The sequence below is a fragment of the Nocardioides humilatus genome, assembly GCF_008373755.1.
Lineage (GTDB): Bacteria > Actinomycetota > Actinomycetes > Propionibacteriales > Nocardioidaceae > Nocardioides > Nocardioides humilatus.
Genome location: NZ_VUJV01000003.1, coordinates 1,309,461 through 1,322,156, shown reverse-complemented (window position 1 = coordinate 1,322,156; position 12,696 = coordinate 1,309,461). Strand labels below are relative to the sequence as shown.

Here is a 12,696-nt window from a genome sequence, read left to right as displayed (position 1 = left end):
GCCCGTGACCCTAGTGGCAGCCACGACGGAGCCCAGCTGCTACAGCGCCTTCGTCAACGAGTGGTGGTGCGCTCAATACGTCGAGGACCGGCACGCCGACATCATCGCCGCGACCACCGAGCACCTGCGGATCACGGTCGCGGCCGTGCTCCTCGGTCTGGTCCTCGCCTTCCCGCTCGCCCTGCTCGCGCGCCGCTTCCCGCGGCTCGAGTCGACCGTCCTCGGCGTCAGCACGGGCCTCTACACGATCCCGTCGCTCGCGCTCTTCCCGTTGCTGGTTCCCTTCACCGGGTTGTCCGCCACCACCGTGGTCATCGGACTCGCGGTCTATGCGCTCACGATCCTGGTGCGTGGCCTCCTCGACGGCCTGAGGTCGGTGCCCGAGGAGGTCGTCGAGTCGGCGGTCGGGCTGGGCTACGGCTCGACCCGGCTGCTGCTCAAGGTGCAGTTGCCGCTCGCTCTCCCGGTGCTGGTCGCGTCGCTGCGGGTCGCGACGGTCTCGACGGTGGCGCTGACGACCGTCGGCACCCTGGTGTCGTACGGCGGTCTGGGTGACCTGATCTCCCACGCGGTCCAGCGCAACTTCCGAGCCGAGCTGGTGACGGCCGCGGTCCTGTGCGTCGTGATCGCCTTGGTGCTCGACGTCGCGCTCGTCGTCCTCCAGCGGTTGCTGACGCCCTGGACCCGATCGACCGGGCGGGCGACGCGATGACGCTCTTCGGTCTCACCTGGGACTACCTGACGACGGCCTCCAGCTGGACCGGCGACGGGGCGCTCCTCGACCGGTTGGTGGAGCAGCTCCTGCTCACCGTCACGGCGCTCGGGCTCGCCCTCGTCGTCGCCCTGCCGCTGGCGCTCTGGCTCGGCCACCTGGGCCGCGGCGGCTTCGTCGCCGTCAACGTCTCCAACATGGGCCGCGCGATCCCGACGTTCGCCCTGCTCGCGGTGCTCGTCACGGCCGACTGGCCCGGGCCGGCCTACTTCGGGCCCTACGGCCGCGCCGGGCTCGCCACCCTGATCGCCCTCGGCCTCTTCGCGCTGCCTCCGCTGGTGACCAACGCCTACACCGCCGTGCGCGAGGTGCCCGCCGACGTGTTGGAGGCGGCCGACGGGATGGGCATGTCCGGAGCGCAGCGGTTCTGGCGGGTCGAGCTGCCACTCGCGCTCCCGCTGGTGCTGTCGGGCGTCCGGCTCGCGCTGGTGCAGGTGTGGGCGACGGCGACCATCGCCGCCCTCGTCGCCGGCCCCGGTGTGGGCGCGATCATCGTGTCCGGCTTCGCCCGCAACCACTACAGCGAGGGCATCGGAGCGGCGTTGGTGGTCGCCGTCGTCGCACTGTTGCTGGAGATCGCTGCCGCAAGCGCTCAACGCATTGTGCGAGCGCCTGTCGGTCGACGCCCCTGAGATGGGTGAGCCGACGCCGTCGCGCGCTGCGCAACGCTCAGCCCGCACGCTTGCTGCGTTGTCGTCAGTCGCCGGGACTCCGTCCCGGCTCCCTCCTCCGCCTTGCCATCGCACGACCTGAGTGTTGCTCACTTGCACGACGGCGTCGGCTCACCCATCTAGGGTGGCGCGCATGACTCTTCGCCGTTCCCTCCTCGCGGCCGCCCTGACTGGCGGCCTGCTCTTCACCGCAGCCTGCTCGGGCGACGACCTCGCCAAGGACGACGACGCCAACGACGACAGCTCGGGCGGGGGGAAGGTCACCCTCGCCAGCCAGAGCTTCGACGAGGCGGCCCTCGTCACCGCGATGTACGCCGAGATCCTCGACGACCTCGGCTACGACGTCGAGACCAAGCTCGTCGACACCCGCTCGGCCTACCTCTCCGAGTTCCCCGGTTCGGTCGACATCGTCCCCGAATACGTCGCCGGCCTCGGCGACCAGCTCAACACCGACGCCAACGGCGAGGACGCCGCGCCGATCAGCAGCAGCGACCTCGACGCCACCCTCGAGGCGATGCAGCCGCTGCTCGACGACAAGGGCATCACCCTCCTCGACACGTCGGGGGCCGCCTCGCAGAACGCCTACTTCGTCACCCAGGCCTACTCCGACGACAACGGCGTCACCAAGCTCTCCGACCTCGAGGGTCAGTCGATCACCCTCGCCGCTGCCCCCGACTGCACGGGCCGCGACGACTGCGAGGCCGGCCTGATCGACGTCTACGGCATCGACATCACCTTGCTGCCGCTGGGCTACGCGTCGCCGCAGACCTACCAGTCGGTGATCGACGGTGAGTCCCAGCTCGGCCAGACCGGCACGCTCGACGGCACCCTCGACGACCAGGGCCTGGTGCTGCTCGAGGACGACCGGGGCATCCAGCCGGCCCAGAACCTGGTGCCGGCCGTGTCTTCTGACTTCCTCGCCGACCACCCCGACGTCGAGGCGCCGCTCAACGCCCTGATGGCCGCCCTTGACAACGCCACCCTCGGCGAGCTGATCGCCCAGGTCACCGTCGACCGTGAGTCGCCTGAAGACGTCGCCGAGAAGTTCCTCGAGGACAACGGCCTCGTCGACTGATCGATCTCAGCTCTCGTGGTCCCGGAGGCGCAGCGCCTCCGGGGCCACGGTGGCGGGGTTGAGACCCGGTACGTCGACCCGCACACCGCCGCCCTCGAGCGGCACCCGCGGTAGGGGAGCCCCCAGTCGCCGGGCGTAGGTGATGACGTGCGCGGCATCCTCGCGCCGGTCCTGTTCCACGAGCCAGCCGACCAGGCGGTGCATGGGCGGCAGCGAGACGCCGGTGAGCGAGTGCTCCGGACCCCAGAGGTCGCGGACCCCGGTGACCAAGAGCTCCCACCACTCGTCGGAGCAGTCCGGGATGTTCATGAAGTACTGCCACATGTCACCGGGCAGCACGCGCTCGCGGAACGCGTCGGTGACCGCAGCGACGCCGTGGGCCTCGACCGACGCGATCGCCATCCGCTTGGTGATCCAACGGTCGGTCAGGTCGGTGATCGTGCCGCGCTGCTGGGTGATCGACGTGCCGTCGTCGCGCACCCGCCAGCGGTAGACGACCTCGGGCACGATCGCGATCCGGCCGGCGCGGAGGTAGGCATCGGTCGTCGCGGGCTGGTCCTCGTAGCGGAGCCGCTCGGGCCAGGTGAGTCCCGAGGCGTCCCACCAGTCCCGCCTGAAGAGCTTGTTCCACGCGAAGACGTCGCCGAGGAGCTCGGGCACCTCGTCGATGCTGACGGCCCCGCGATCGGCGTGCAGCCGGTCCATCCACGGCATCCGGACCGGGCGGTCCGCCTCCCAGCGCACCACGTTGCCGGTCACGAGGGGGGCGTCGAGCTCGCGCGCCGCGGCGACCATGAGCTCGAGGGCGCGTGGGGTCATCAGGTCGTCGGCGTCGCAGAAGCCGAGGTAGCGGCCGTGGGCGTGGCGGGCGCCCTCGTTGCGCGCCGCGCCCAGTCCGCCGTTGGGGATGTGCAGCACGCGGACCCGTGGGTCACTGCCGGCGTACTCCTCGGCGATGGCGCCGCACGCGTCCGGCGAGCCGTCGTCGACGACCACGACCTCCAGCTCGGTGAGACTCTGCGCGAGCAGGCTGTCGAGGCAGGCAGGCAGGTAGGCGGCGACGTCGTAGGCCGGGACCACCACGCTGACCAGCGGGGTCTTCCGGCGTCCGAACACGCACAGCAATCTACTCAAGTCACACCTGTCCCAGGTCGTGTTGCTCAGGTCACTCGGACGAGACCTGTCGCGCGGGCATCGTTTGCGCCTACGCTTGGTTCCATCGAATGAGCAACGTCCGGTACCCACCCCGGCCTGCGTGAGCAGGTGGTCGGAGGGATTGGAACGGAAAGGTTCGAAGCAAACGATGCTGTCCATCGGTGTGGTGGGTGCCGGCAAGGTCGGCGCCGTCCTGGCTGCTCGCCTTCGCGAGGCCGGCCACGAGATCATCGCCGCCGCAGGTGAGTCCGACGCCTCCCGCGATCGCGCCGCTGCGCTCCTGCCCGGCGTACCGCTCATGAAGCCCAGCGCCGTCGCCCGCTCGTGCGACCTGCTGCTGCTCACGGTCCCCGACGACATGCTCCCCAACGTGGTGCGCGTGCTGGCCGACTCCGGGTCGCTCCGCGAGGGCCAGTACGTCGTCCACACCTCCGGCCGTCACGGCCTGGCCGTGCTCGCGCCTGCCGCAGCGGTCGGTGCCCACGTGATCGCGCTGCACCCGGCCATGACCTTCACCGGCACCTCGGTCGACCTCGAGCGCCTCGACGGCTGCGTCTTCGGCCTCACTGCCGGTCCGGACGAGCGGCTGCTCGCCGAGGACCTCGTCCGCGAGCTCGGCGGCCGCCCGACCTGGGTGCCCGAGGAGATGCGCGGGCTCTACCACGCGGGTCTCGCCCACGGCGCCAATCACCTGGTGACCCTGGTCAGCGAGGCGATGGACCTCCTGGCCGCGGCCGGCTCCGCCGACCCCGCCGGCACCCTGCGCCCCCTGCTCGAGGCGGCGCTCGACAACGCGCTCGAGCGCGGCGACGCCGCCTTGACCGGGCCGATCGTGCGCGGTGACGTGCAGACCGTGAAGGCCCACCTCGAGGACATCAAGGCCAACCGCCCCGACACGCTGCCGTCCTACGTCGCGATGGCCCGGGCCACCCTCGACCGCGCCGTCACCGACGGCCGGGTCCTCCCGATCCGGGCCCTGAGCATCCTGCGCCTCCTCGACGCCGCGGTCGCCCCGACCTCGCGCCACCAGGACCACTGATCCCGATGACCACGGCGACGACGACGCCTATTGTCGCGCGCACGCGCGCCGAGCTCGCCGCAGGACTCTCGCGTCCCGGCCGCGTGGCTTTCGTGCCGACGATGGGTGCGCTGCACGAGGGGCACGCCAGCCTGATGCGCAGCGCGCGCGATCAGGTCGGCCCCGACGGTTCGGTGGTGGTCTCGATCTTCGTCAACCCGCTCCAGTTCGCTCCCGGCGAGGACCTCGACCGCTATCCGCGCACGTTCGACGACGACCTTGACGTCTGCGGTCGTGAAGGTGTCGACGTCGTGTTCGCGCCGACGGTCAGCGAGGTCTATCCCGGTGGGGTCTCCGCAGGCATCACCACCGAGTCGGTCACCGTCGATCCCGGTCCGCTCGGCGACGTGCTCGAGGGCGCGAGTCGGCCCGGCCACTTCCGCGGCGTGCTCACCGTCGTTGCGAAGCTCTTCGGACTGGTGCGACCCGACGTCGCCGTGTTCGGGGAGAAGGACTACCAGCAGCTCGCACTGATCCGACTCATGGTCAGCGACCTCTGCCTCGGCATCGAGATCGTCGGCGCGCCGACCGACCGCGAACCGGACGGCCTGGCCCGCTCCAGCCGCAACCGCTACCTCGACCCGGTCCAGCGCGAGCAGGCCGTCGCGCTCAACCGTGCCCTGCGGCGCGCAGCTGATGCCGCCGACCAGGGTTATGCCGCCGCCCTCGCCGCAGGCCAGGCCGAGCTGCAGCGCAGCGCGGGGATCGACCTCGACTACCTCGAGATCCGTGCGACCGACCTGGCCGAGCTGCCGGTCGACGCAACTCCTGGCACTTCGGCTCGCGCGCTCATCGCCGCGCGGGTCGGCACCACCCGCTTGATCGACAACCTGGCCCTCACCATCGGGGAGCCAGCCACTCTGACCAGCAGCACCGAGGGGAGCAACTGATGTTGCGCACCATGATGAAGTCGAAGATCCACCGCGCCACGGTGACGCAGGCCGACCTGCACTACGTCGGCTCGGTCACCGTCGACGAGGACCTGCTCGACGCCGCCGACCTGCTCGCCGGCGAGCTGGTCCACATCGTCGACATCACCAACGGTGCCCGGCTGGAGACCTACACGATCGCGGGTGAGCGCGGCTCGGGCGTGATCGGCATCAACGGTGCTGCCGCTCGGCTGGTGCACCCCGGCGACCTGGTGATCCTCATCGCCTACGGCCAGATGACCACCGAGGAGGCGAAGGCCTACCAGCCGCACGTCGTCTTCGTCGACGCCGACAACAAGATCATGGGCACCAGCGCCGACCCGGCCGACACGTTCGGCGACGCGAGCCTGCTGCGCGGCGACCTGACCGCGGCTCGTTGAGGCCCCGGACCCCACCTCGCTGACCGCTAGCCTGCTCGGATGCCCGACGTCCCCGCCACCACCCGGCGTCTGCCCGGACGACTGACCGCGCCGTCGCCCGGGTGGACCATCCGCGCCGACGTGGTGATCATCGGGTCCGGCGTCGCCGGTCTGACTGCCGCCCTGCGGCTGCGTGGTCGCGTCGACAAGATCCTGGTCGTCACCAAGGACGTGCTCAACGCGGGTTCGACCCAGTGGGCCCAGGGCGGCATCGCCGCAGCGCTCGGGCCGGAGGACACCCCGGAGGAGCACGAGGCCGACACCCTGGTCGCGGGCGCAGGAGCGTGCGACGAGGAAGCCGTCCGGGTGCTGGTGACCGAGGGTCCCGACGCCGTACGCGAGCTGATCGCTCTCGGCACCAACTTCGACCACGACGACGACGGCGCGCTGTCGCTGACCCGCGAGGGCGGACACCACCGCGACCGGATCGCGCACGCTGGCGGTGACGCCACGGGCGCCGAGATCCAGCGCGCGCTCATCGCGGCCATCGAGGCAGCCCCCGACATCGAGGTGATCCAGCACGCACTGGCGGTCGACCTGCTGCTCGGCACCGACGGCGGAGTCAGCGGCGTCAGCCTCCACGTCATCGGCGAGGGCGTGCGCGACGGTGTCGGTGCCGTCCACTGCCGCGCCGTGGTGCTGGCGAGTGGCGGCCTCGGCCAGGTGTTCTCGCAGACCACCAACCCGGTCGTCTCGACCGGCGACGGCATGGCGATCGCACTGCGAGCGGGTGCGACGCTGCGTGACCTGGAGTTCGTGCAGTTCCACCCGACGGTGATGTACCTCGGGCCCGACTCGCGCGGCCAGCAGCCGCTGATCTCCGAGGCCGTCCGCGGTGAGGGCGCCTTCCTCGTCGACGACGAGGGCAACCGCCTGATGCAGGGCGTCCACGAGCTCGCCGACCTCGCTCCGCGCGACGTGGTCGCCAAGGCGATCATGAAGCGGATGCTCGAGACAGGTCGGCCGCACATGTGGCTCGATGCCCGACACCTCGGCGCGGAGTTCTGGGAGCGCCGCTTCCCGACCATCCTCGCCACGGCCCGGTCCCACGGCGTCGATCCGGTGACCCAGCTGATCCCTGTCGCGCCGGCCTGCCACTACGCCTCCGGCGGCGTGCGCACCGACCTCGAGGGCCGCACCGACCTGCCTGGTCTCTACGCCACCGGCGAGGTGGCCTGCTCGGGTGTCCACGGCGCCAACCGGCTGGCCTCCAACTCGTTGCTCGAGGGACTGGTCTTCTCGCGTCGGATCGCGGCGGTCCTGCCCGACGAGCTCCGGCCGTGGACCGAGGTCGCCCCGGACCAGCGGACCGAAGGTCTGGTCTCGGGCGCCGCGCGCCGCGACCTGCAGGAGACGATGACGTCCCGTGCCGGTGTGCTGCGCTCCGCCGAGGGCCTCGCCGAGGCGACCGCACTGCTCGACAAGCTTTCGGGCAACGCCGCCGAGCAGGTCGACCAGGCCTCCTGGGAGACCACCAACCTGATCACCATCTCCGCCGCCCTGGCCGACGCGGCGGCCCTGCGCGAGGAGACCCGCGGCTCGCACTGGCGCGACGACTTCCCCGAGCGCGATGACGCGCACTGGGCCGGGCACTTCGACGTCGTGATGAGCGACGGCGCGACGACCGTGACGTTCCACCCGGCAGCTGCCACCGACATCGACCTCCCGACGCAGGAGCCCGACGCATGAGCATCGTCCGGACGCCGTACGACCGCCTCCCGGGTGCCCTGATCGAGGAGATTGCGGCCGCGGGCCTCGACCCGCGTGCGGTCTACGACCACGTCGCGCTCGCTTTCGCCGAGGACCTGCCGGGCGGCGCCGACGACGTCACCAGCGCGGCGATGCCGGAGATGGGCCACGCGGTCGCCGACATCGGGTCGCGCGAGTCGGGCGTCGTCGCCGGCCTCGCGATCGCCGAGCTCGCCTTCCGCTACGCGCTCGACCAGGAGGTCGAGATCAGCGGCCGGGTGGCCGACGGCACGCGGGTCCGCCCCGGCGACGTCGTCCTGACCGTCGCCGGACCGGTGAAGGGCGTCCTGACCGCCGAGCGCACCGCCCTCAACTTCGCATCGCACCTGTCGGGCGTCGCGAGCGCGACGGCCGCATGGGTCGACGCCATCGACGGCACCGGCGCCCGGGTGCTCGACACCCGCAAGACGCTGCCGGGTTGGCGCGCACTGCAGAAGTACGCCGTCCGCTGCGGCGGCGGGGTCAACCACCGCTTCAGCCTCGTCGACCGGGCGATGGTCAAGGACAACCACGCCGTCGCTGCCGGCGGGGTCGTCGAGGCCTACCGGGCCGTCGTCGCCGCCAACCCCGGCCTGCGGGTCGAGGTCGAGGTGATGGACCTCGACGAGCTGCGCGCCGTGCTCGCGGCCGGGTGCACCGAGGTCCTGCTCGACAACATGAGCACCGACGACATGCGCGAGGCCGTCCGCATCAACGAGGCGGCGGGAAGCGCGGCGGTGCTCGAGGCGTCCGGCGGGCTGACCCTCGACCGCGCGAAGGAGGTCGCCGCGACCGGGGTCGACTTCATCTCCGTCGGCGCGCTGACCCACTCCGTCAACGTCTTCGACCTCGGGCTGGACTTCAGGACCGAGCCGTGACCCTCCTCGCCGTCGACATCGGCAACGCCCACACCGTGCTGGGCCTGATCAGCGACGGTGAGGTCGGGTCGCACTGGCGCGTCTCGACCCACGAGCACCGCACCGCCGACGAGTGGGCGGTCCTCCTGCGCGGCCTGCTCGGCGCCGAGGCCGACGACATCACCGGTATCTCGGTCTGCGCCACCGTTCCTGCGGTGCTGAATTCCTGGCGCGAGATGTTGGCGCGGCATTTCTGCGATATCCCGCACGTGGTCGTCGAACCCGGAGTCCGCACCGGCGTGCCCATCTTGGTCGACAATCCACGTGAGGTCGGCACCGACCGCATCATCAATGCGCTCGCCGCCGCGACCGACTTCGGCGGCCCTGCGGTGGTCGTCGACTTCGGTGGCACCGCGACGACGTTTGACGTGATCGATGCGCAGGGTCGTTATGTGGGGGGCGCGATCACGCCCGGTATCGAGATCTCCTTGGAGGCACTGGGTCGTCGCGGCGCGCAGCTGCGCATGGTCGAGCTGGCCCGCCCGCGCGGCGTGATCGGCAAGAACACAGTGGAAGCCCTGCAGTCGGGGATGGTCTTCGGTGTGGCCAGCCAGGTCGAAGGCATGGTGGAGCGGATCATCGGTTCGCTCGGGGTCGACGTTGCCGACGTGCGCGTGATCGCGACGGGCTATCTCGCGCCCCTGGTCGTCGAGGAGTGCCGGTGCTTCACCGACCACTCGCCGTGGCTCACCCTTCGCGGCCTGGAGAATGTTTTCGTCCGCAACTCCAAGTAATATTCCTACGCTTTTCCACAGGTCGATATCGCCGACTTTTCTCCAATCTTCGAATAGGGCATTATTCCCAGTAATCGGTCGGAGGGGACGACCGCAATTTCGAATCATTGATTTGTGGGAAAGGCTCCAGCAATGGCACAGCGCGTCAACATTGTTCTCGTCGACGACATCGACGGCTCCGAGGCATCCGAGACGGTCGCTTTCGGCCTCGACGGCAGCTCGTATGAGATCGACCTCAACGAGAAGAACGCGGCCAAGCTCCGTGACGCCCTCGCGGGCTACGTCGGTCACGCTCGCAAGGTCGGCGGCGCTCGCCGCGGCCGCTCCGCGGCGAAGGCTCCGGCCGGTGGCGTCTCGGCCAAGGATGTCCGCGACTGGGCCCGCGCCAACGGGCACAAGGTGCCCGACCGCGGCCGGATCCCGGCCGACGTGCGTGAGGCCTACGACGCCGCGCACTGACCTCGGCTGCCGCTCATCTGCGTCTCGTCCGCTGGCAGCGATTTCGCTGTCAGCGGACGAGATTTCTCCGTGACACGGAACGCGTAGGCTGTCGACGGGAGTTGTACCCGTCGTACGCCCCGTGACGTGTGCCTGATGGTGGAGGAGCAACTATGTTCGAGCGGTTTACTGACCGAGCCCGTCGGGTGGTCGTGCTGGCCCAAGAAGAGGCTCGCATGCTCTCCCACAACTACATCGGGACCGAGCACATCCTCCTGGGCCTCATCCACGAGGGCGAGGGTGTCGCCGCCAAGGCGTTGGAGTCCCTCGACATCTCGCTCGAGGCCGTCCGTGCCCAGGTCGAGGAGATCATCGGCCAGGGCCAGCAGGCGCCGAGCGGTCACATCCCCTTCACGCCGCGCGCCAAGAAGGTTCTCGAGCTGTCCCTGCGCGAGGCGCTGCAGCTGGGCCACTCCTACATCGGCACCGAGCACATCCTGCTCGGCCTGATCCGTGAGGGCGAGGGCGTCGCGGCCCAGGTGCTGCAGAAGCTGGGCGCCGACCTCAACCGGGTCCGCCAGCAGGTCATCCAGCTGTTGTCCGGCTTCCAGGGCAAGGAGTCCGGCTCCTCGGCGGCTTCGACCGGCAGCGGCAGCAGCGATGCGCCGTCCTCCTCGCTGGTGCTCGACCAGTTCGGTCGCAACCTGACCCAGGACGCCCGCGAGGGCAAGCTCGACCCGGTCATCGGTCGCGAGAAGGAGATCGAGCGGGTCATGCAGATCCTCTCGCGCCGCACGAAGAACAACCCGGTTCTCATCGGCGAGCCCGGCGTCGGCAAGACGACGATCGTCGAGGGCCTGGCGCAAGACATCGTCAAGGGCAACGTCCCCGAGACGCTCAAGGACAAGCAGATCTACACCCTCGACCTCGGCGCGCTCGTCGCCGGCAGCCGCTACCGCGGTGACTTCGAGGAGCGCCTCAAGAAGGTGCTGAAGGAGATCCGCACCCGCGGCGACATCGTGCTGTTCATCGACGAGATCCACACCCTGGTCGGTGCGGGTGCGGCCGAGGGCGCGATCGACGCGGCGAGCATCCTCAAGCCGATGCTGGCGCGCGGTGAGCTCCAGACGATCGGCGCGACCACGCTCGACGAATACCGCAAGTACCTCGAGAAGGACGCCGCGCTCGAGCGTCGCTTCCAGCCGATCCAGGTCGCCGAGCCGTCGATCGCCCACACGATCGAGATGCTCAAGGGCCTGCGCGACCGCTACGAGGCCCACCACCGGGTGACGATCACCGACGAGGCACTGGTCTCGGCGGCGACGCTGGCCGACCGTTACATCTCCGACCGCTTCCTCCCCGACAAGGCGATCGACCTCATCGACGAGGCGGGCTCGCGCCTGCGCATCCGTCGGATGACCGCCCCCGCCGACCTGCGTGAATACGACGACAAGATCTCCGAGGTGCGGCAGCGCAAGGAGGCCGCCATCGACGGTCAGGACTTCGAGGCCGCCGCGCGCCTGCGCGACGAGGAGAAGCAGCTCATCTTGAAGAAGGCCGAGCGCGAGAAGCAGTGGCGCGCGGGCGACATGGACGAGGTCGCCGAGGTCGACGAGGAGCTCATCGCCGAGGTGCTGGCGGTCGCGACGGGCATCCCGATCGTGAAGCTGTCCGAGGAGGAGTCCACGCGACTGCTCAAGATGGAGGACGAGCTCCACAAGCGGGTCATCGGCCAGGACGAGGCCGTCAAGGCACTCAGCCGCGCTATCCGCCGTACTCGTGCGGGTCTGAAGGACCCGAAGCGTCCCGGTGGGTCGTTCATCTTCGCCGGCCCGTCCGGTGTCGGTAAGACCTGGCTGTCCAAGACGCTCGCCGAGTTCCTCTTCGGTGACGAGGACGCGCTCATCCAGCTCGACATGTCGGAGTTCGGTGAGAAGCACACCGTCTCGCGGCTCTTCGGCTCGCCTCCGGGCTACGTCGGCTACGAGGAGGGCGGCCAGCTCACCGAGAAGGTGCGCCGCAAGCCGTTCTCCGTGGTCCTCTTCGACGAGGTCGAGAAGGCCCACCCCGACATCTTCAACAGCCTGCTGCAGATCCTGGAGGAAGGTCGCCTGACCGACTCCCAGGGCCGGGTCGTCGACTTTAAGAACACCGTCATCATCATGACGACCAACCTCGGCACCCGCGACATCGCCAAGGGCATCAACCTCGGCTTCCAGCAGACCGGTGACGCCGCCGGCTCCTACGAGCGGATGAAGGCGAAGGTGTCGGAGGAGCTCAAGCAGCACTTCCGCCCGGAGTTCCTCAACCGTGTCGACGAGATCATCGTCTTCCCGCCGCTGTCGCAGGAGCAGATCATCGCGATGGTCGACAACATGATCGCCGCGGTGGAGGTCCGGTTGCGTGACCGCGACATGCGGATCGAGCTGACGCAGCGGGCGAAGAACCTCCTCGCCCAGCGCGGCTTCGACCCGGTGCTCGGTGCGCGTCCGCTGCGCCGTACGGTCCAGCGCGAGATCGAGGACATCCTCGCCGAGAAGATGCTCTACGGCGAGGTCGGCCCCGGCCAGATCGTGCTGGTCGACGTCGATGGTGACGGTCCCGACGCGTCGTTCACCTTCGAGGGTCAGAAGGTCAGCGAGCTGCCCGACATGCCGCCGCTCGAGACCACCGCGATCGAGGCCGGTCCCGACGGTCCGGCCACCCAGGTCGAGGACGGTTCGACCGCCGCGGAGTAGCCGACGCTGATGGCGTCCGATCGCAGTCACCAGATGACTGCG

General features: G+C 69.9%; 12 protein-coding genes. 11 read left to right on the top strand and 1 reads right to left on the bottom strand.

The genetic code is table 11. From position 1 onward, the window contains the following. Positions 1-4: 4 nt before the first annotated feature. The 3 genes from F0U44_RS14180 to F0U44_RS14170 all read left to right on the top strand — a co-directional run bounded on the left by F0U44_RS14180 (position 5) and on the right by F0U44_RS14170 (position 2,518). On the top strand, positions 5-712 hold the full coding sequence (locus F0U44_RS14180) for an ABC transporter permease (protein ID WP_246160461.1): 708 nt from the start codon (positions 5-7) through the stop codon (positions 710-712). After that, positions 709-1,404 (top strand): ABC transporter permease, encoded by a 696-nt coding sequence (locus tag F0U44_RS14175; RefSeq protein ID WP_149728911.1) that lies wholly within the window; start codon positions 709-711, stop codon positions 1,402-1,404. Before F0U44_RS14180 ends, F0U44_RS14175 begins: the two co-directional genes overlap by 4 nt. 172 nt (positions 1,405-1,576) lie before the next feature. After that, positions 1,577-2,518 (top strand): glycine betaine ABC transporter substrate-binding protein, encoded by a 942-nt coding sequence (locus F0U44_RS14170; RefSeq protein WP_149728910.1) that lies wholly within the window; start codon positions 1,577-1,579, stop codon positions 2,516-2,518. A 6-nt stretch (positions 2,519-2,524) separates the two neighbouring features. Here the strand turns inward: F0U44_RS14170 and F0U44_RS14165 are convergent, their stop codons facing one another. Next, positions 2,525-3,634, bottom strand: coding sequence for a glycosyltransferase family 2 protein (locus F0U44_RS14165; protein ID WP_246160460.1), 1,110 nt, complete (start codon positions 3,632-3,634; stop codon positions 2,525-2,527). A gap of 37 nt (positions 3,635-3,671) precedes the next feature. Between F0U44_RS14165 and F0U44_RS14160 the strand changes: the two genes are divergently transcribed. The 8 genes from F0U44_RS14160 (at position 3,672) to F0U44_RS14125 (ending at position 12,654) form a co-directional block, all read left to right on the top strand. Further along, positions 3,672-4,712: a Rossmann-like and DUF2520 domain-containing protein gene (locus F0U44_RS14160; RefSeq protein ID WP_438616488.1), complete on the top strand. Its 1,041-nt coding sequence runs from the start codon at positions 3,672-3,674 to the stop codon at positions 4,710-4,712. Positions 4,713-4,717: 5 nt separating this feature from the next. Next, positions 4,718-5,641 carry a pantoate--beta-alanine ligase gene (gene panC, locus F0U44_RS14155; protein ID WP_149728907.1) on the top strand — a complete coding sequence of 308 codons (924 nt, stop codon included), beginning with the start codon at positions 4,718-4,720 and terminating at the stop codon, positions 5,639-5,641. After that, positions 5,641-6,060: an aspartate 1-decarboxylase gene (gene panD / locus F0U44_RS14150; RefSeq protein ID WP_149728906.1), complete on the top strand. Its 420-nt coding sequence runs from the start codon at positions 5,641-5,643 to the stop codon at positions 6,058-6,060. Before panC ends, panD begins: the two co-directional genes overlap by 1 nt. 39 nt (positions 6,061-6,099) lie before the next feature. Further along, complete coding sequence (locus tag F0U44_RS14145) at positions 6,100-7,788, top strand: L-aspartate oxidase (RefSeq protein WP_149728905.1); 1,689 nt, start codon at positions 6,100-6,102, stop codon at positions 7,786-7,788. Next, on the top strand, positions 7,785-8,705 hold the full coding sequence (gene nadC / locus F0U44_RS14140; protein ID WP_149728904.1) for a carboxylating nicotinate-nucleotide diphosphorylase: 921 nt from the start codon (positions 7,785-7,787) through the stop codon (positions 8,703-8,705). The genes F0U44_RS14145 and nadC overlap by 4 nt, the downstream gene beginning before the upstream one ends. Next, positions 8,702-9,478 (top strand): type III pantothenate kinase, encoded by a 777-nt coding sequence (locus F0U44_RS14135; protein WP_149728903.1) that lies wholly within the window; start codon positions 8,702-8,704, stop codon positions 9,476-9,478. Before nadC ends, F0U44_RS14135 begins: the two co-directional genes overlap by 4 nt. Before the next feature lie 132 nt (positions 9,479-9,610). Further along, positions 9,611-9,937 carry a histone-like nucleoid-structuring protein Lsr2 gene (locus F0U44_RS14130; protein WP_149728902.1) on the top strand — a complete coding sequence of 109 codons (327 nt, stop codon included), beginning with the start codon at positions 9,611-9,613 and terminating at the stop codon, positions 9,935-9,937. A 152-nt stretch (positions 9,938-10,089) separates the two neighbouring features. Beyond that, positions 10,090-12,654, top strand: coding sequence for an ATP-dependent Clp protease ATP-binding subunit (locus tag F0U44_RS14125; RefSeq protein WP_149728901.1), 2,565 nt, complete (start codon positions 10,090-10,092; stop codon positions 12,652-12,654). Positions 12,655-12,696: the final 42 nt, after the last annotated feature.